General features: G+C 76.1%; 16 protein-coding genes and 1 pseudogene. 6 read left to right on the plus strand and 11 right to left on the minus strand.

The genetic code is table 11. From position 1 onward, the window contains the following. Positions 1 to 5 precede the first annotated feature (5 nt). From ACIF8T_RS33560 to ACIF8T_RS33570, 3 genes are all read right to left on the minus strand, one after another. Complete coding sequence (locus ACIF8T_RS33560; RefSeq protein WP_400040358.1) at positions 6 to 524, minus strand: hypothetical protein; 519 nt, start codon at positions 522 to 524, stop codon at positions 6 to 8. Between the two features lie 116 nt (positions 525 to 640). Then, the gene (locus ACIF8T_RS33565) at positions 641 to 1,723 is read right to left on the minus strand and encodes a MerR family transcriptional regulator (protein ID WP_400040360.1); all 1,083 of its coding nucleotides are present in this window, start codon (positions 1,721 to 1,723) and stop codon (positions 641 to 643) included. A gap of 71 nt (positions 1,724 to 1,794) precedes the next feature. Then, the gene (locus ACIF8T_RS33570) at positions 1,795 to 2,154 is read right to left on the minus strand and encodes an ArsR/SmtB family transcription factor (RefSeq protein ID WP_400040362.1); all 360 of its coding nucleotides are present in this window, start codon (positions 2,152 to 2,154) and stop codon (positions 1,795 to 1,797) included. Positions 2,155 to 2,216: 62 nt separating this feature from the next. Between ACIF8T_RS33570 and ACIF8T_RS33575 the strand changes: the two genes are divergently transcribed. Beyond that, positions 2,217 to 3,356 carry a cation diffusion facilitator family transporter gene (locus ACIF8T_RS33575; RefSeq protein WP_400040364.1) on the plus strand — a complete coding sequence of 380 codons (1,140 nt, stop codon included), beginning with the start codon at positions 2,217 to 2,219 and terminating at the stop codon, positions 3,354 to 3,356. Here ACIF8T_RS33575 and ACIF8T_RS33580 read toward each other — a convergent pair. Together ACIF8T_RS33580 and ACIF8T_RS33585 are read right to left on the minus strand one after the other, a co-directional pair. Continuing rightward, positions 3,353 to 3,910: a YbaK/EbsC family protein gene (locus ACIF8T_RS33580; protein WP_400040365.1), complete on the minus strand. Its 558-nt coding sequence runs from the start codon at positions 3,908 to 3,910 to the stop codon at positions 3,353 to 3,355. The two genes, ACIF8T_RS33575 and ACIF8T_RS33580, sit on opposite strands and share 4 nt — an antisense overlap. A 43-nt stretch (positions 3,911 to 3,953) precedes the next feature. Beyond that, positions 3,954 to 4,526 carry a helix-turn-helix domain-containing protein gene (locus ACIF8T_RS33585; RefSeq protein WP_400040367.1) on the minus strand — a complete coding sequence of 191 codons (573 nt, stop codon included), beginning with the start codon at positions 4,524 to 4,526 and terminating at the stop codon, positions 3,954 to 3,956. 126 nt (positions 4,527 to 4,652) lie between these two features. Here ACIF8T_RS33585 and ACIF8T_RS33590 point away from each other — a divergent pair, with 126 nt between their 5' ends. Next, positions 4,653 to 5,510, plus strand: coding sequence for an EamA family transporter (locus ACIF8T_RS33590; RefSeq protein WP_400040368.1), 858 nt, complete (start codon positions 4,653 to 4,655; stop codon positions 5,508 to 5,510). Between the two features lie 297 nt (positions 5,511 to 5,807). On the opposite strand, the pseudogene ACIF8T_RS33595 reads toward ACIF8T_RS33590, so the two are convergent. Beyond that, a pseudogene (locus ACIF8T_RS33595) lies at positions 5,808 to 6,590 on the minus strand (acyltransferase); the annotation flags it as partial. Between the two features lie 108 nt (positions 6,591 to 6,698). On the opposite strand from ACIF8T_RS33595, the gene ACIF8T_RS33600 reads away from it, so the two are divergent. After that, positions 6,699 to 7,232, plus strand: a complete 534-nt coding sequence (locus tag ACIF8T_RS33600) for a gamma carbonic anhydrase family protein (protein ID WP_400040370.1) — start codon at positions 6,699 to 6,701, stop codon at positions 7,230 to 7,232. A gap of 113 nt (positions 7,233 to 7,345) precedes the next feature. On the opposite strand, the gene ACIF8T_RS33605 is transcribed toward ACIF8T_RS33600, so the two are convergent. The 3 genes from ACIF8T_RS33605 to ACIF8T_RS33615 all read right to left on the minus strand — a co-directional run bounded on the left by ACIF8T_RS33605 (position 7,346) and on the right by ACIF8T_RS33615 (position 11,721). Next, positions 7,346 to 7,996 (minus strand): DedA family protein, encoded by a 651-nt coding sequence (locus ACIF8T_RS33605; RefSeq protein WP_400040372.1) that lies wholly within the window; start codon positions 7,994 to 7,996, stop codon positions 7,346 to 7,348. Between the two features lie 101 nt (positions 7,997 to 8,097). Then, a complete protein-coding gene (locus tag ACIF8T_RS33610; protein WP_400040374.1) occupies positions 8,098 to 10,482 on the minus strand; it encodes a phosphoketolase in 2,385 nt (794 codons plus the stop codon). Positions 10,483 to 10,827: 345 nt separating this feature from the next. Beyond that, positions 10,828 to 11,721 (minus strand): universal stress protein, encoded by an 894-nt coding sequence (locus ACIF8T_RS33615; RefSeq protein ID WP_400040376.1) that lies wholly within the window; start codon positions 11,719 to 11,721, stop codon positions 10,828 to 10,830. A 317-nt stretch (positions 11,722 to 12,038) separates the two neighbouring features. Here ACIF8T_RS33615 and ACIF8T_RS33620 point away from each other — a divergent pair, with 317 nt between their 5' ends. Continuing rightward, complete coding sequence (locus ACIF8T_RS33620) at positions 12,039 to 12,503, plus strand: Crp/Fnr family transcriptional regulator (protein WP_400040378.1); 465 nt, start codon at positions 12,039 to 12,041, stop codon at positions 12,501 to 12,503. Positions 12,504 to 12,940: 437 nt separating this feature from the next. On the opposite strand, the gene ACIF8T_RS33625 is transcribed toward ACIF8T_RS33620, so the two are convergent. Next, positions 12,941 to 13,378 carry a DUF4442 domain-containing protein gene (locus ACIF8T_RS33625; RefSeq protein ID WP_400040474.1) on the minus strand — a complete coding sequence of 146 codons (438 nt, stop codon included), beginning with the start codon at positions 13,376 to 13,378 and terminating at the stop codon, positions 12,941 to 12,943. Between the two features lie 142 nt (positions 13,379 to 13,520). Here ACIF8T_RS33625 and ACIF8T_RS33630 point away from each other — a divergent pair, with 142 nt between their 5' ends. Next, complete coding sequence (locus ACIF8T_RS33630) at positions 13,521 to 14,552, plus strand: hypothetical protein (protein ID WP_400040379.1); 1,032 nt, start codon at positions 13,521 to 13,523, stop codon at positions 14,550 to 14,552. A 111-nt stretch (positions 14,553 to 14,663) separates the two neighbouring features. Beyond that, complete coding sequence (locus ACIF8T_RS33635; RefSeq protein WP_400040381.1) at positions 14,664 to 15,953, plus strand: MFS transporter; 1,290 nt, start codon at positions 14,664 to 14,666, stop codon at positions 15,951 to 15,953. On the opposite strand, the gene ACIF8T_RS33640 is transcribed toward ACIF8T_RS33635, so the two are convergent. Next, positions 15,915 to 16,760 (minus strand): spermidine synthase, encoded by an 846-nt coding sequence (locus tag ACIF8T_RS33640; RefSeq protein WP_400040383.1) that lies wholly within the window; start codon positions 16,758 to 16,760, stop codon positions 15,915 to 15,917. The genes ACIF8T_RS33635 and ACIF8T_RS33640 overlap by 39 nt on opposite strands. Between the last annotated feature and the right edge of the window lie 181 nt (positions 16,761 to 16,941).

The raw sequence follows: 16,941 nt of genomic DNA on the forward strand, positions 1-16,941 counted from the left end.
CCGCGTCACCCGGGCGCGGCCGCGGGGTCCGGTGCGGAGGCGCGCCGGGTGGTGTCCCGCTCGGCGACGGCTCCCGCGACCTCTTCGACGGCGGTGCGCAGCAGGTCGCCGTAGGAGTCCCGGGGCAGGTCGGGGAGGTGTTCCCGGGCCGCTTCGACGTGCTCGGCGGCGGCCGCGAAGGACCCGAGCCTGCGGTAGGCGTCGGCCAGGTTGAGGTGCAGGGACGGGTAGAAGCCGGCGACGCGGAGGCCGGCGTGATGCTCCCGCAGGCGTCGTTCGGTCAGGGCGTCGGCGGCGTCCAGGGCCCGGATGTCCCAGGCCAGGGCCTGGGCGGGATCCTCGTGGAGGTCCGCCAGGTGGTGAGCGAGGGTGCAGCGGTGCAGCGGGTCGCCGGTGACACCGATCGCGGACCACAGGTCCAGCAGGGCGCGCCGGGCGGAGGCGGTGTCGCCGGCCCGGCCCGCGGCGACGGCGCGGCCGATGGCCTCCATGGTCGGGTCGGACGTGCCGGGGGTGGCGTTCATGCGTCGTCCTCGTCTGCTCTCCCGGGCGGAGGGCCTCGGGCGGTGGGGTCGAGTGGGTGAGGTTCGGGCGGTGGGGTCGGGCGGGTGGGGTTCGGGCGGCGGTCGCGGGCAGGGGGTCAGGCGACGGAGGCGGACGCGACGGGCATCGCCACGGTGGTGAGGTCGCCCCGGTCGGCGGAGCGGATCGTGGCCGGTCCGCCGGGCCCCCGCAGATCGACCAGCACGTCGGGGCCGAGAGCGGTGCCGACGGCCGGGTGGAGGGTGGTCAGCTCGAACGAGATCCGCAGGGCCGGGCCCGTCACGGTGGCGGGGAGCCGGATGCCGCGGTCCGCGTCGCCGTCCGGCAGGACCCGCATGCCGTGCCGGGTCAGGTGCAGGGTGATCCGCTCGCCCGCCTGTTCCTCCAGGGCGTGCAGGAAGGCCTCCTTCGGGACCGACACCCGCGTGGTGGGCGCGGGCAGGGAGGCCAGCATCAGCCGGTGGTCGGGAAACGGCTCGGACAGCGCCCGGCAGTGCCGGTCCGCCCGGCCCGTCATGCGCAGCCGGATCCCGTGCGCCGTCGCCTCGACCCGCACCAGCGGGCTGCGCCGCATCTCCGGGACCGCGGCCCGCAGTTCGTCGCCCGCGACCGTGGCGGCCCACGCCGCCGTCGCCCCGGCGGTCACGAGGGTGCGCGTCGCCAGCCGGTAGCGGTCGGTCGCGGTCAGCGTCATGGCGTCCCGGTCCGCCTCGATGCGCAGACCGCCGAGGACCGGCAGGTCCGGCTCGTAGGCGGTCGCGGTCAGGACCTGCTCGACCGCGGCGGCCAGCACCGGGCCCTTCAGCGCGGCGATCGGCAGACCCGGTGCGGGGCGGTCCGGCACGCCGGCGAGCGAGGCCTTGACCACGGCGGCCGTCCGCTCCGCGGCCGTCGCCGCCCCGAGGACCCCCGCGACGTGCTCGTCGATCAGCCGGGACGCCTCCTCGGCCCCGGCGTCGAGAACGGACCTGACGCCGGCGAGGGGCATGCCGATCTCGCGCAGCCGGCGCAGCGCGGTCGCCCGGGGCACCTGGCCGGCGCCGTAGTAGCGGTAGCCCGTCACCGGGTCGACCTCGGCGGGGCGCAGCAGGCCGGAGTCGGCGTAGAACCGCAGCGCGCTCGGGGTCAGACCGCTGCGCCGGGCGAAGACGCCGATCGGCATCAACTCGGAGTGTGGCACCCGGCCATCATCGGGTTTCAGGCAACTCGAAGGTCAACACCCTTCGGCGGAGCTGGTGTCGCCCGTCCGCGTCAATCGTGCAGCGGCCGGTCGCCGAGGCGGTGGTCGGCGACGTTCAGTGCCTCGTCGACCAGGCGGCGCAGGTGGCCGTCGCGCAGGGAGTAGATCACGCGGCGGCCCTCCTTGCGGGTCTCGACCAGGCCCGCGAGACGCAGCCGCGCCAGGTGCTGGCTGACCGCCGGGCGTGCCGCGCCGCACGCCTGCGTGAGGGTGGTGACGTCGGCCTCGCCGTCCGTCAGCGCGTGCAGCAGGGCGAGGCGGGTGCGGTCCCCGAGCAGGGCGAGGAGTTCGGCGGCGAGCGCGAACTGCTCCTCGCCGGGGGTGCGCGGGTGCGCATCGTGCGCAGGTGACAGGTGCATGCGTGCGCTCATACGCACATAATGGCCCCGGGGACGCCCGCGCGTCCACCGCCGCGCACCGGAAGGGGAACCACGTGAGCGACCGGAACCACCACGAGCACGGGCACGACCGCACGGACGGACGGCTCCACGAGCGCGCCCACGGACACCGGCACCACCACCGGCACCACCACCGGCACGAGCCTGAGCACCCGGGCACCCCCTCCCCGGCCTCCCTCCGGCACCGGCTCGGCCACCTCCTCACCCCGCACTCCCACGAGAGCGCCGACAAGGTCGACTCCGCCCTGGAGTCCTCCGCCCGCGGCATGCGGGCGCTGTGGGTGTCGCTGGCGGTGCTCGGGGTGACCGCTCTCGCGCAGGCGGCCGTCGTGGCCGCCTCCGGCTCGGTGGCGCTGCTCGGCGACACGGTGCACAACGCCGCGGACGCGCTGACCGCCGTACCGCTCGGCGTCGCCTTCGTGCTGGGGCGGCGCGCGGCCACCCGCCGCTTCACCTACGGCTACGGGCGCGCCGAGGACCTGGCGGGGCTGGTGATCGTGCTGACGATCGCCGCGTCGGCGGTCTTCGCGGGCTGGGCGGCGGTCGGCCGGCTCCTCGATCCCCGCCCGGTCGAGCACGTGCCGGCGGTGGCCGTGGCCGCGCTGGCCGGGTTCGCCGGCAACGAGTGGGTGGCCCGCTACCGGATCCGGGTCGGCCGGGCCATCGGTTCGGCCGCCCTGGTCGCCGACGGGCTGCACGCCCGCACCGACGGCTTCACGTCCCTGGCGGTGCTGCTCGGCGCGGGCGGCTCGGCGCTGGGCCTGCACCTCGCCGACCCGGTCGTGGGGCTGGCGATCACAGCCGCGATCGCCCTGGTGCTGCGGGACGCGGCGCGCGAGGTGTTCCGGCGGGTCATGGACGCCGTCGACCCGGCCCTGGTGGACCGGGCCGAGCGGGCCCTGGCCGGGGTCGAGGGCGTGCGCGGGGTCGGCGAGCTGCGGCTGCGCTGGATCGGCCACCGGCTGCGGGCCGAGGTGGCGGTCGTGGTGGACGGCGACGTGACGGTGCGGCAGGCCCACCGCGTCGCCGTCGACGCGGAACACGCCCTGCTGCACGCCGTGCCGCGGCTGACGGCGGCCCTGGTGCACGCCGATCCGGAACCGGCCCCGGGCGAGGCGGACCCGCACCTGGCACTGGCCCACCACACCGCCGTCCGGGTCCCCGGGAACGGCTAGGCGGTGCCCAGCCCCTCCAGCACGACCGCGCCCGGCAGTCCGGCGAACGCCTTGCCGGGCACCAGCAGCTTGCCGCGCCGCCGGCCGCTGCCGACGAGGACGTACGGCAGGTCGGCGACGGCCGCGTCCACCAGCACCGGCCAGTCGCCGGGCAGCCCGATCGGCGTGATGCCGCCGTACTCCATGCCGGTCTCCCCCGTGGCCGTGTCCATGGGGGCGAAGGAGGCCTTGCGGGCGCCGAGCCGGCGGCGCACCACGCCGTTGACGTCGACCCGGGTGGTGGAGAGCACCACGCACGCGGCGAACGTGGTCCCGCCGCCGCGCTTGCCTGCGACCACCACGCAGTTCGCGGACTGCTCCAGCAGGTCCTGGCCGTAGTGCTGCACGAAGACGGCGGTGTCGGCCCACTGCGGATCCGTCTCGACGTAGAGGATCTGCTCGGCGGGGACGCTGCCGCGCCAGTGGCGTACGGCGTCGGCGACCGGGCGGACGAGCTCGCCGAGGCAGTCGGGCGCGGGGGTGGCGTGGTCGAAGTTCCCGATGGGTGCGCGCATGGCCGCATCGTATGCGGCGTACGGCCGTGGTCCGCAGGGCGTCTCAGCGCACGGGCGGCACCGAGACGGTCAGCACCATCTCCATCGGGACGGGGCCCCGGTTGCCGTACACGTGCGGGGCGTTCGCCTCGAAGGTGGCGCTCGAACCGGCCGGGACGCGGTGCTCCACGCCGTCGACCGTGAGGGTCAGCTCGCCGGCCGTCACGTGCACGATCTCCACCGTGCCGGCGGGGTGCGGGTCCGACGCGCTGCTCTCGCCGGGCATCAGCCGCCAGTCCCACATCTCCAGCGGGCCGGGGGCCTCGGTGCCCGCGAGCAGCCGGTTGTAGCTGCCGGCGTCGGTGTGCCACATGCGGACGGCCTGGTCGGCGGGGACGACCCGGACCTTCGGGCCCCGCTCGTAGTCGAGCAGGGTGGTGATGCTGACGCCGAGCGCGTCACCGATCTTGACGACCGTGCCGAGGCTCGGGTTGGTGCGGGCCTGCTCGATCTGGATGAGCATGCCGCGGCTGACCCCGGCGCGTGCCGCGAGCGCGTCCAGGGTGAAACCGCGCTCCGTGCGCCAGCGCTTGACGTTGCGCGCCAGGGACTGGGTCAGCAGGTCGAGGTCCGACACGTTCCGTCCAAGAGACTGAGGAGACTGGAACCCTTCGGGTCCAATAGGCTGGATGACAGAGTGCAGCACAGTGAACTACGGTGGGGTGCACCCGATCGTTCACCGAACTGTACTGCGAGGCGACCCGTGACAGCACTCTTCGCCCTGGCCACCAGCCTGCTGTGGGGGCTGGCCGACTTCGGCGGCGGGGTGCTGACGCGGCGCACGCCCGCCCTCACGGTGGTCGTCGTCTCGCAGTCGGTCGCCGTCGCGGTGCTCGGCGTGCTGGTGGCGGCGACGGGCGCGTGGAGCGAGGCGGGCCCGCAGCTGTGGTTCGCGGTGGCCGCCGGCCTGGTGGGCCCGGTGGCGATGCTCGCCTTCTACAAGGCGCTCGCGCTCGGTCCCATGGGCGTCGTCTCGCCGCTCGGCTCGCTGGGCGTGGCCGTCCCGGTCGGGGTGGGGCTCGTGCTGGGCGAGCGGCCCGGACTGCTCCAGTTCGTCGGCATCCTCGTCGCCGTCGCCGGTGTCCTCCTGGCGGGCGGGCCGCAGTTCCGGGGCGCCCCGGTGCAGCGGCAGGCGATCGTCCTCACCCTGCTCGCGGCGTTCGGGTTCGGCGCGGTGATGGCCCTGATCGCCGAGGCGTCGAGCACGCTCACCGGTCTGTTCCTCGCCCTGTTCGTGCAGCGGGTCACGAACGTCGCCGCGGGCGGCGCCGCCCTGTACGTCTCCGTGCGGCGCGGCTCCCCCGCCCTGCCCGCGGACGGCTTCCCCTGGGGCTCGCTGCCGGCCCTCGCCTTCGTGGGCCTCGCCGACGTCGCGGCCAACGGCACCTACTCGATCGCCGCGCAGCACGGCCCGGTGACCGTCGCCGCCGTGCTCGCCTCGCTCTACCCGGTGGTGACGGCCCTCGCCGCGCGGGGCCTGCTCAGCGAACGGCTGCGCGCGGTCCAGGCCGCGGGCGCGGGCCTCGCCCTGGTGGGGACGGTGCTGCTGGCGACGGGGTGAGCCCGTCCGCCCCCGATCCGGTTCCGACCCGGCCGGAGCGCCCGGCCGCCGTGGACGGCCGAGGTGCCTGAGGGCTTCCGGCCGGCCGCCTGGTGTCCGGGCCGGTCCGGGCTCCGGCGGTTCGGCCTCCGGGCGTCCGGCACCCGGCCCTCAGGACTCCGGCGTCGGCTCCGCCTCCCGGCGGTCCGGTCGCCGTTCCGCCCGCACCGGCTCGGCCAGCGCCGCTCCGCCCGGCCCGGCGAACCCGGCCGCACCCCGCCCGTCCGGCCCCGCGAGCCGGGCCGCGTCCCGCTCGTCCAGCTCCGCGAGCCGGGCCACGGTCTCCTCGTCGAGCGCGGCGAGCCGGGCCGCCGTCTCCTCGTCCAGCTCCGACAGCGCGCGCAACTGCTCCGGGGTGACGCCCTCCGGCACCGGCACCGGCGCCGGGGTGCGCAGCGGCGGCTGCCAGCCCTCGGCGGGCGTCCAGCGCCGCACCACCCGTGCGGGCGCGCCCGCGACGACGGCGTGGTCGGGCACCGTGCCCCGGACGACCGCGCCCGCGGCCACCACCACGTTCCGTCCGACCCGCGCGCCGGGCAGGATCACCGCGCCCGTGCCGATCCAGCAGCCCGGGCCGATCTCCACCGGCTCCATCCGCGGCCACTGCCGGCCGATCGGCTCGTGCGGGTCGTCGTAGGAGTGGTTGGTCGACGTGACGTACACGTACGGCCCGAAGTAGCAGTCGCTGCCGATGGTGACCGTCGTGTCGGCGATGACGTGGCTGCCGCGCCCGAGCACGACACCGTCGCCGAGGCGCAGGATCGGGTCCGGGCCGAGGTCGAGGTCGGGCATCAGGCCGGCGGTGAGGGTGACCTGCTCGCCGATGATGCAGTGGGAGCCCAGGTGGATCCACGGTTCGCCGAAGACCGTGCCGAGCGGGAAGGCGAGCCGGGTGCCGGTGCCGATCGCGCCGAAGCGGAGGCGTCCGGGGTGCTCGGCGGTCACCGAACCCGTGCGCTGCGCCCAGGCCCAGCCCGCGTGGACGGCGCGCTGCGCGAGGCGGCGCCGCCAGGATGAGAACGTGTTCTTGCGCTTCGGCACCCGCTCACCGTACTCAGCGCCCGGTGCGCCCACGGGCGGGGAGGCCTGTGATCTTCACCCCACCGGGTGGCGTACGGTGCCCTGTATCACCGGACCAGGAGGGCGACGATGACGCAGAAGGCGCTGATCACGGGGATCGGCGGCAGGGAGCCGGAGGTGGACCGCGAGGCGTTCGTGGCGCCCGCCTCCTCGGTGATCGGGGACGTGACGCTGCACGCGGGCGCGAGCGTCTGGTACGGGGCCGTGCTGCGCGGCGACGTCGAGCGGATCTCCGTCGGCGCGAGCAGCAACGTGCAGGACAACTGCACGCTGCACGCCGACCCGGGCTTCCCCGTCACCGTCGGGGAGCGGGTCTCCATCGGGCACAACGCCGTGGTGCACGGGGCGACCGTCGAGGACGACTGCCTGGTCGGCATGGGCGCGACCGTGCTGAACGGCGCCGTGATCGGCGCGGGCTCGCTGGTCGCCGCGCAGGCGCTGGTGCCGCAGGGCATGGTGGTGCCCCCGGGCTCGCTCGTGGCGGGCGTGCCGGCGAAGGTCAGGCGGCGGCTGACCGACGAGGAGCGCGAGGGCCTCACGCTGAACGCGACGATGTACGCGGAGCTGGCGAAGGCGCACCGCGAGGCGCACGGCACCGCCTGAGGCGCACGGCGCACGGAAGGGCGCGCGGCACCGCGGCGCGCTGCGGGGCGCGCGGCCCGGTGTGAGACGCACGGCGGGCCCTGGGTGCGGGGCCGCACCGCACGCCCGGCGGCTCAGTCGGCGACCGGGACCGGCTCCGGCTCGGCCGCCGGCCGCTGCGCCGCGGCCTTCCTGGCCTTCCGCTTGAGCACCAGCATCGACGTCACGCCGACGAGCACCGCCGCGACCAGCCCCAGCCACGAGAACCGCTTCAGCCAGGACTCGGCGACGATCCCGACGTAGTAGATGACGGCGGTGGTGCCGCCCGCCCAGAGGATGCCGCCGAAGACGTTGGCGATGAGGAACTTCCAGTACGGCATGCGCAGCACGCCCGCGAGCGGGCCCGCGAAGATGCGGAGCAGGGCGACGAAGCGGCCGAAGAAGACGGCCCACATGCCCCACTTCTCGAAGGACCGCTCGGCGGTGGCGATGTGCCCCTCGCTGAAGTGCCCGGGGAACTTCCCGCCGAGCCAGGCGAGCAGCGGCCGCCCGCCCTTGCGGCCGATGGCGTAGCCGATGGAGTCGCCGACGATCGCGCCCGTGGTGGCGCAGGCGCCGAGGATCACGGGGTCGATGTCGCCGTGCTGGGAGGCCAGCAGCGCGGAGGAGACCAGGATGATCTCGCCCGGCAGCGGGATGCCCAGGCTCTCCAGGCCGATGACCACTCCCACCAGCGCGTAGACGGCGACCGCCGGTACGGTCTCGAGCCATTCCTGGACGTGCACGGTCGCATCCTCCCGATGTGCTTGCCCGTGTTCGGGTCCGCGCGCCCGGGAAGGGGCGCACGGGCCCGAAGCCTACCGGGTGACGGGACGCGTCCGGCGGCTCAGCCGTTCCAGGCCCACTGCGCGACCTCGGGGAGGTCGGTGCCGTGCTCCCGGATGAAGGCGTGGTGGCGGGTGCGGGCGTCGGCCATCCGCTGCCGCACGGCGGCGGCCCGCACCGCGAGGCCGGGGACGCGGTCGATGACGTCCATGACCAGGCGGTAGCGGTCGAGGTCGTTGCGCACCACCATGTCGAAGGGCGTGGTGGTGGTGCCGGACTCCTTGTAGCCGCGCACGTGCAGGTTGCGGTGGCCGGTGCGGCGGTAGGCGAGCCGGTGGATCAGCCACGGGTAGCCGTGGTACGCGAAGATCACCGGCTTGTCGGCGGTGAACAGGCCGTCGTACTCGAAGTCGCCCATCCCGTGCGGGTGCTCCTCGCGGGGCATGAGCCGGGCGATGTCGACGACGTTGACCACGCGCACCGCGAGCTGCGGCAGGTGGCGGCGCAGCAGCTGGGCGGCGGCCAGCACCTCCTGGGTGGGCACGTCCCCGGCGCAGGCCAGGACCACGTCGGGTTCGCCGCCGTTCTCGGTGCCGGCCCAGTCCCAGACGCCGGCGCCGCGGGCGCAGTGGACCCGGGCCTCGTCCAGCGACAGCCAGTCGGGGCAGGGCTGCTTGCCGGCCACGACGACGTTGACGCGGTCCCGGCTGCGCAGCGCGCGGTCGGCGACGCAGAGCAGGGTGTTGGCGTCCGGCGGGAGGTAGACCCGGACGACCTCGGGGCTCTTGTTGAGGACGTGGTCGACGAAGCCGGGGTCCTGGTGGGAGAAGCCGTTGTGGTCCTGGCGCCAGACGTGCGAGGTCAGCAGGTAGTTCAGCGAGGGGACCGGGGCGCGCCAGGGGAGCTCACGGGAGGTCTTCAGCCACTTGATGTGCTGGTTGACCATGGAGTCGACGATGTGCACGAACGCCTCGTAGCAGGAGAACAGGCCGTGCCGGCCGGTGAGCAGGTAGCCCTCCAGCCAGCCCTGGCAGAGGTGCTCGGACAGGATCTCCATCACGCGGCCGTGCCGGTCGAGGTGCTCGTCGACGTCGAGGGTCCCGGCCTGCCAGGCCTTGCCGCTGGCGTCGAAGACGGCCTGGAGCCGGTTGGAGGCGGTCTCGTCGGGGCCCACCAGGCGGAAGTCCCGCCGGTGCGCGGTGTCCTGCATCACCCGCCGCAGCAGGTCGCCGAGGACCCGGGTGGGCTCGTGCAGGGTCGTGCCGGGCTTGTCGACGGGCACGGCGAAGTCGTCCAGGGAGGGGAGCGGCAGGTCGCGCGCGAGCAGCCCGCCGTTGGCGTGCGGGGTGGCGCCCAGGCGCCGGGCCCCCTCGGGCACGCAGGCGAGGACCTCCGCGACGGGCCGGCCCCCGGCGTCGAACAGCTCCTGCGGCCGGTACGACCTCAGCCACTCCTCCAGCTGCCGCAGGTGCTCCGGGTCGTCCCGCACCCCGGCCAGCGGCACCTGGTGGGCGCGCCAGGTGCCCTCGACGGGGTCGCCGTCCACCCGGTCCGGGCCGGTCCAGCCCTTGGGGGTGCGCAGCACGATCACCGGCCAGTGCACGCGCTCGGACAGGCCGTCCTCGCGGGCCGCGCGCTGCACGGAGGCGATCCGGTCCAGGGCCCGGTCGAAGGCCGCGGCCAGGTCGCGGTGGACCCGGGCGGGGTCGTCGCCGGTGACGTGGATCGGGTCGTGGCCGTAGCCGCGCAGCAGCGCGTCGAGCTCGGCCTCCGGCAGGCGGGACAGCACGGTCGGGTTGGCGATCTTGTAGCCGTTGAGGTGGAGGACGGGCAGGACCGCGCCGTCGTGGACCGGGTCGAGGAACTTGGTGGAGTGCCAGGAGGCGGCCAGCGGGCCGGTCTCCGCCTCGCCGTCGCCGATCACGCAGGCGACCAGCAGGCCCGGGTTGTCGAAGGCGGCCCCGTAGGCGTGGGCGAGGGAGTAGCCGAGCTCGCCGCCCTCGTGGATGGAGCCGGGCACCTCCGGGGCGACGTGGCTGGGCACGCCGCCGGGGAACGAGAACTGCCGGAACAGCCGCGCCATGCCCGCCGCGTCGCGCGGCACGTCCGGGTACGTCTCGCTGTAGCTGCCCTCCAGCCAGGAGTTGGCCAGCACCGACGGACCGCCGTGCCCCGGTCCCCAGACGCACAGCGCGTCCAGTCCGCGCGCCTTGATCACCCGGTTGAGGTGGGTGTACACGAGGTTCAGCCCCGGCGAGGTGCCCCAGTGGCCCAGCAGCCGCGGCTTGATGTGCTCGGGCCGCAGGGGTTCGGTCAGCAGCGGGTTCGCCATCAGGTAGATCTGTCCGGCGGCCAGGTAGTTCGCGGCTCGCCAGTGGGCGTCCAGGGCGCGCAGTTCCTCGTCGGTCGGTACGGTCCGGCTGTCCTGCCGCTGGGCGTCGGGCATGGCTGACTCCGTGGGTCGTCGGGGTGTCGACGGGGTGGTCGGTCGGGAAGCGGACGGGCCGCCGCGGGCCGCCGGGGTGCGGACGCGTACGGCGTCGGGTACCGGAGGGAGTACCAGTCTCGTGCCGGTCGATGCCCGCTCGCGGCCCGCGCGGCGGCACCCGGCGCCCTACGGGTGCGCGTCGGGGCCGCCGGCCCCGCGGCACGGGTGCCGGGACGGCCGGGCCGTCCGCCCGGCCGCGCGGGGCCCGGCCGGGGGTCCCTTGCCGGAGTCCGCCCGCCCCGGAGCGCGGGCCGGGCCGCCCCGCCACCCCTCGCGTGCGCCGCCGGACGGCCCGGGCGCGGGTCAGTCGTGCGCCACGACGGCGACCGGCGCGGTGGAGTGGTGCAGGACGGCGTGGGCGACGGACCCGATGCGGGTGCCGAACGCGCTGCGGCGGATCCGGCGCCCGACCACGACCAGCGAGGCCTCGCCGGAGGCCTCGACCAGCCGGACCGAGGGGCTGCCGCCGAAGGACTCCTCGGCGACCTCGACGTCGGGGAACTTCCGCCGCCAGGGGTCCAGGATCCCGGCCAGGGCCGCGGCCCGTTCCCGGGCGATCCCGTCGTGCAGACGGGGGTCGGCGGGCAGGCCGTGGACGTAGTACGGGGGGAGGTTCCAGCCGTGGACGACGCGCAGGCCGGTGTCGCGCCGGGCGGCCTCCTCGAAGGCGAACCGGAGCGTCGCGTCGGCCGGCCGGTCGGCGTCCAGCCCCAGCAGGACGGGCCGGTAACGGGTGGCCGCCGACGGGATGCCCACCGGGTCCGGCTCGTGCTCGTCGGCCGCCTGCTCCCCCGCGCGGACCAGGACGACGGGCTGCTCGGTGCGGGCCACGACGGCGAGACCGACCGAGCCGACCAGGAAGCCGCCGAGGCCGCCGAGCCCCCGCGAGCCGAGGACCAGCAGGTCGCCGTCCCCGGCCGCCTCGGCCAGGACGTCCGCGGGCCGCCCGCCCCGCTGCTCCGTGAGCACGTCGAGGCCCGGGTGCCGCAGGCGCAGGCCCTCGGCGGCCTCGCGCGGGACCCGCTCGCTCCAGTGCCGCTGGGCCTCGGCCCCGAGCAGCGGAGCCTGCGCCACCGGTTCCCGCACGTGGAGCAGCCGCAGCGGCAGACCGCGCAGCCGCGCTTCACGGGCCGCCCACTCGGCGGCGGCCCGGCTCTCGGGCGAGCCGTCGAGACCCACCGTGACGGTGCGGGACATGAGGACCTCCTGCTGTCGGGTACGCCTCCAGCGTCGCCGCGCACGGCCGGCGGGGGCAGGGGCCGCTGGTCCCGGGCCCGGGCCGAACGGCCCTGCCGCCCTCCGGGACCGAACCGCCGGTGCGCCGGGGCGGTCGTGGGGCGCGGCCGGCCGTGCCGCGGGGCCGGACCGGCCCCGCCGCCCGACCCCGGCGGGCGGGTTCCGGCCCGAGGCCGCACGGCCCGTCCTCAGGGCCGGGTGGCCCATGGCCCGGATCGGGCGCGCGCACGACGCTGAAGGCGACAGGCCCTCCGTCCACCCCGCCCGGGAGGCACGCCATGATCGCCACTCCTGCCCCCAGCATGCTGCGGGCCCTGCCCGCCGAGCACCGGCAGCGCCTGCTGCGGACCGCCCGCGAGGTGTCCTTCGCGCAGGGCACGCGGCTGTTCGAGGAGGGGGGCCGCGCGGACCGGTTCTGGATCCTGCGCACCGGTACGGTCGAGCTCGACATGCGGGTGCCCGGCCGCCGGGCCGCCGTGATCGAGCACCTCGGGCACAACGAACTCCTCGGCTGCTCCTGGCTGTTCGCCCCGCACACCTGGCACCTGGGCGCCGAGGCGACGACGCCGGTGCGGGCGTACGAGTTCGACGCCGAGGCCGTCCGCTCGCTGTGCCGGGACGACCCCGCCTTCGGCCGGTCGGTCGCGCAGTGGGTCGGCGACGTGCTCGCCCACCGCCTGCGGGCCGCCCGGATCCGCCTGCTGGACCTGTACGCCCCCTACGGCGCCGGCAGCCTCCGCTAGGGGCTGTCCGACCGTTCCCGTCGTCGCCCGGAGGGCGGTCCCGCGGCGTCAGGTGCGTGCTCTCGGCGTGCCGGGCGCGGAGCCTCGTACGGGACGTACTCGGCTCTGCGCCCGGTGCGGCGAGAATGCGTGATGGCGTCGCGAGGCAGGCGGGAACTGTCGGACAGACCCCAGGGGCTGTCGTCCGGACCGGGTCGCGGGGGGATCGGCTGTGCGCCGTCGGCACGGCGGGCGGGGCCCGGTGCGTGCGTCCGCGAGGCGGAGGAGGACGGCGGTGCGGAGCATCGGCGACCGCGACGACAACGCCGCGGATGCGGGTGCCGGCCCCCGCGCCCGCGGCGTGATCCGGACGGCGGCCGCCGGGGCCGGCCGGACCCTGCGCGCCGCCGCTCCGGTACCCCGGACGGACCGGCCCGGTCCCGCGTCCGCGCGGGCGGTCAGCCGTTGGGGCGGAGGGTCCAGACGACGGTCATCTCGCCGGTGACGGCGCCGTCCTGGCGCCGGATGGCGACCGACACCGGGAACTCGGGGCGCTCGCCCGCGTCCAGTGCGGCGACGACCTCGGCGGCCGGGCGGCCGAGGGTCGCGGTGGCCGTGACGGGGCCCATCGCCAGCTTCCGGTAGGCGATCTCGGCGCGGACGGCCAGCGGCACGGCCCGCGACAGCTGGTCCCCGAACGCGGCCAGCACGATGGCGCCGCTCGCGGACTCGCCGAGCGTGAACATCGCCCCGGCGTGCGGCCCGCCGACGTGGTTGTGGTACTCGCCCTGGTCCGGCAGGGCCACGACCGCCCTGTCCGGCGTGGTCTCCAGGAACTCGAGGTTCAGGGTCCGGGCCATGGGCACCGTGGCGGCGAGCATCTCGCCGACGGACATCTGCTCTGCGCTCATGGGGCCGCATGTTACCCACGAGTAGCCTCGCTGGCCAGGTCCCCCCGCCCCCGGCGCCGCGTTTGCTACGTCCCTGACAAGAGCCGGTGACCGAATCGTGTCCCCGGCGCCGCTAGGGTTGCTGCCCATGTGGCCAGGACAGCAGCCGCCCGGGGGCGAGCAGAACCCGCAGGCGAACAACCCCTACCAGCAGCCGGGGTACCAGCAGCCGAATCCGTACCAGCAGCCCGGCTACCCGCAGCCGGGCCCTCCGCAGCCCAACCCCTACGCGCAGCAGCCGCAGTGGGGCGCCCCCACCCCCGTGGGCGCGCCCCAGCCGCCGCACGGCGGTGGCGGCGGCAACCGGACGAAACTGGTCGCGATCCTGGCGGCGACCGCGGTGGTCGTGGCCGCCGGCGTGACCGGACTCCTCGTGCTCGGCGGCGACGAGGACGACACGGCCGAGGGGGGCAAGGGCGGCAAGGCGTCCGCGAGCGCGTCCGCCGGCTCGTCCACGTCCGCGGACCCGGGCTCGAACGGCGCCGGGGACAACCCGCGCGGCGCCGAGGAGCTGAAGGCGACCGTGCCGGGCTGGAAGGTGGTCGTCAACCCGCGCTTCGGCACCATGTTCGACGTCCCGGCCGACTGGGAGCTGGAGAGCACCGGCACGAGCGTGGGCTTCGAGTGGGAGACCGAGGACGGCGAGTTCGACCGCACCTCCGTCACGGCCCCGGCCTACCTCAAGTCCAAGTGGTGCACCTCCGACGACGACAAGGACGGCCGTACGGAGGACACCGCCCTGGCCACCGCCGGGACCCGCGGCGAGAACGGCGCGAAGACCACGGACGAGGCGGCCGAGACGCGGGTGCCGTGGTGGATCTACGGCGGTTACACGCAGCCCGACAAGAAGAGCGTGAAGACGGTCGACCCGAAGCCGTACACCACGGCCTCGGGCATCAAGGGCAGCCTCGCCACGGCGCACTCCGTGAACACCCCCCAGAAGGGGAAGTGCGACAGCGAGGGCAAGGCCGTCACGTTCGCGTTCAAGAACGGCGCGGGCGACTTCGTCACGTGGAACCTGTACGGCGCCAAGGGCGTGAAGGGCGAGATCCCGGAGGCGACCGTCCAGAAGATCCTGAGCACGGTGCGCCTGACCGAGGAGCCGCCCACCGGGTCCTAGCGCCCGGCGGGGCCGCCGACGGGGTTCCCGCGGGCGACGGGGCCGGAAACGGGCGTTCGGGGGCCGGATCCGTATTTGTCAGATCGGCCTCCCCTCGCCGATAGTCGCGAGGTGCTCTCGACCACCGTGCCCCGCCGCCCCGCCTGGGCCGGCCGCAACTACACCCTGCTGACCGCCGCGGCGGTCGTGACCCAGCTCGGCGGCAACGGCGCCCTGATCGCCGCCGCGTTCGCCGTGCTGGAGACGGGCGGCGACGGCGGCGACGTGGGGCTGGTGGCCGCGGCGCGCACCCTGCCGCTGGTGCTGTTCCTGCTGATCGGCGGCGCCGTCGCGGACCGGCTGCCGCGCCACCGCGTGATGGTCGCGGCCAACGCCCTGAGCTGCCTGTCGCAGGGCGCCTTCGCCGTCCTCGTCCTGGCCGGGGACCCGCGGTTGTGGCAGATGATGCTGCTGACCGCGCTCGGCGGGGTCGGCCAGGCGTTCTTCGGCCCGGCCGCCGAGGGCATGCTGATGTCCTCGGTCGAGGGCGAGCAGGCCGGCCGCGCCTTCGCGCTGTTCCGGATGGCGATGTCGGGGGCGTCCCTCGGCGGGGCCGCGCTCGGCGGCGCCATGGTCGCCGTGATCGGACCGGGGTGGGTGCTCGCGGCGGACGCGGTGGCGTTCGCGCTCGCCGGCGGGCTGCGCGCCTTCCTCGACACCGGCCACATACCGCCGCGCGCGCCGGGCGGCGGCCTGCTGGCCGATCTGCGGGAGGGCTGGCGGGAGTTCGCCGGGCGGCCCTGGCTGTGGGGCATCGTCGTGCAGTTCTCGATCGCCAACGCGGTGGTCGGCGCCGCCGACGCCGTCTACGGTCCGCTGGTCGCCCGGGACCACCTGGGCGGCGCGGGCCCCTGGGGCCTGGCCCTGGCCGCCTTCGGCGCGGGCACCGTCGCGGGCGCGCTGCTCATGACCCGCTGGAAGCCGCGCCGCCTGCTGCTCGCGGGCACCCTGTGCGTGTTCCCGCTGGCCCTGCCGTCGGCCGCGCTGGCCGTCCCGGTGCCGCTCGAGGTGCTGTTCGCGGTGATGTTCGTGGCGGGCGTGACGGTCGAGGTGTTCGGCGTGTCCTGGATGACGGCCCTGCACCAGGAGATCCCCGAGGACAAGCTCTCCCGGGTGTCGGCCTACGACTGGTTCGGCTCCATCGCGCTGGTGCCGGTCGCCACCGCGGCGGCGGGCCCGGCCGAGCAGGCCTTCGGGCGGACGGCGGCCCTGTGGGGCTGCGCCGGGCTGGTGGTCCTGGTCACGGCGGCCGTGCTGTGCGTCCCGGACGTGCGCAACCTGCGGCGCCGCACCACGCACGTGGCACAGGGCGTCAGGACCGGCTCAGCCGATGCCGAAAGCCCCGTCGGGGGGCTCGGGTGACGGGACGGCGTCCTCGTCCCTGACCGGCCGCGCGTCGCCGATGAAGGCGCGCAGCGCCGGGCCGTGCTCGACCCGGGCCGGGAAGGCGTCGGCGGCGGTACGGCGGACGAGGACGGCCGTGTCGAGGGGGCGGTGCGCGGCGGCGAGCACCGCGTTGCCGAAGCGGCGCCCGCGCAGCACGCCCGGTTCGGCGATCAGGACGAGCTCCCCGAAGACCGCGCCGAGCGTGGCCAACTGCGAGCGCAGGAAGGCGAAGGGCGCGGCGTCCGGGAGGTTGGCCAGGTAGGTCCCGCCGTCGCGCAGCACCCGCGCGGCCTCGCGGGCGTAGGCGACGGACGTCAGGTGGGCCGGGACCCGGGAGCCGCCGAAGACGTCCGCGACGAGGACGTCCGCGGAGTCGTCCGGGGCACCCTCCAGCCAGGCGCGCGCGTCCGCCGCGTGCGGCACGACGTGCGCCGCCTCGGGCAGGGGCAGGTGCTCGGCGACCATCTCCAGCAGGTCCCGGTCGGCCTCGACGACGTCCTGCCGGGAGCCCGGCCGGGTCGCGGCCACGTACCGGGGCAGGGTGAGCGCGCCCCCGCCGAGGTGCAGCACGTCCAGCGGGCGCCCCGGTTCCGCCACGACGTCCAGGACGTGCCCGAGCCGCCGGGCGTACTCGAACTCCAGGTGGGCGGGCTCGTCCAGGTCGACGTACGACTGCGGCGCCCCGTCGACGGTCAGCAGCCAGGCCCGCGCCCGGTCGACGTCGGGCATCAGCTTGACGGTCCCCTGGCCGGTGACCCGGGTGACGGGGATGGAGTCGTTCACGGGTCCATTGTGGCGGGCCCCGCGGGCGCGGGACGCCACGGGGAGCCGCGGGGGCGGGCCCCCCCGGGCCCCCGGGGCCCCCCCCCCCCCCCCCCCCCCCGGCCGGCCCCCGCCCCCCCCCCCCGGCCCCCCCCCCCCGCCGGCGGGGCCGCCGCCCCCCCGCGCCCGCCGGCCCGGCCCC

Origin of the sequence: Streptomyces sp. NPDC085946 (assembly GCF_044540485.1) — a bacterium.
Taxonomy (GTDB): Bacteria; Actinomycetota; Actinomycetes; order Streptomycetales; family Streptomycetaceae; genus Streptomyces.

Coding starts and splice junctions, on each gene's coding strand:
- ACIF8T_RS33560 (WP_400040358.1), bottom strand. CDS start 524: ATGAACGCCACCCCCGGCACGTCCGACCCGACCATGGAGGCCATCGGC.
- ACIF8T_RS33570 (WP_400040362.1), bottom strand. CDS start 2,154: ATGAGCGCACGCATGCACCTGTCACCTGCGCACGATGCGCACCCGCGC.
- ACIF8T_RS33580 (WP_400040365.1), bottom strand. CDS start 3,910: ATGCGCGCACCCATCGGGAACTTCGACCACGCCACCCCCGCGCCCGAC.
- ACIF8T_RS33600 (WP_400040370.1), top strand. CDS start 6,699: ATGACGCAGAAGGCGCTGATCACGGGGATCGGCGGCAGGGAGCCGGAG.
- ACIF8T_RS33610 (WP_400040374.1), bottom strand. CDS start 10,482: ATGCCCGACGCCCAGCGGCAGGACAGCCGGACCGTACCGACCGACGAG.
- ACIF8T_RS33615 (WP_400040376.1), bottom strand. CDS start 11,721: ATGTCCCGCACCGTCACGGTGGGTCTCGACGGCTCGCCCGAGAGCCGG.
- ACIF8T_RS33620 (WP_400040378.1), top strand. CDS start 12,039: ATGATCGCCACTCCTGCCCCCAGCATGCTGCGGGCCCTGCCCGCCGAG.
- ACIF8T_RS33625 (WP_400040474.1), bottom strand. CDS start 13,378: ATGTCCGTCGGCGAGATGCTCGCCGCCACGGTGCCCATGGCCCGGACC.
- ACIF8T_RS33630 (WP_400040379.1), top strand. CDS start 13,521: ATGTGGCCAGGACAGCAGCCGCCCGGGGGCGAGCAGAACCCGCAGGCG.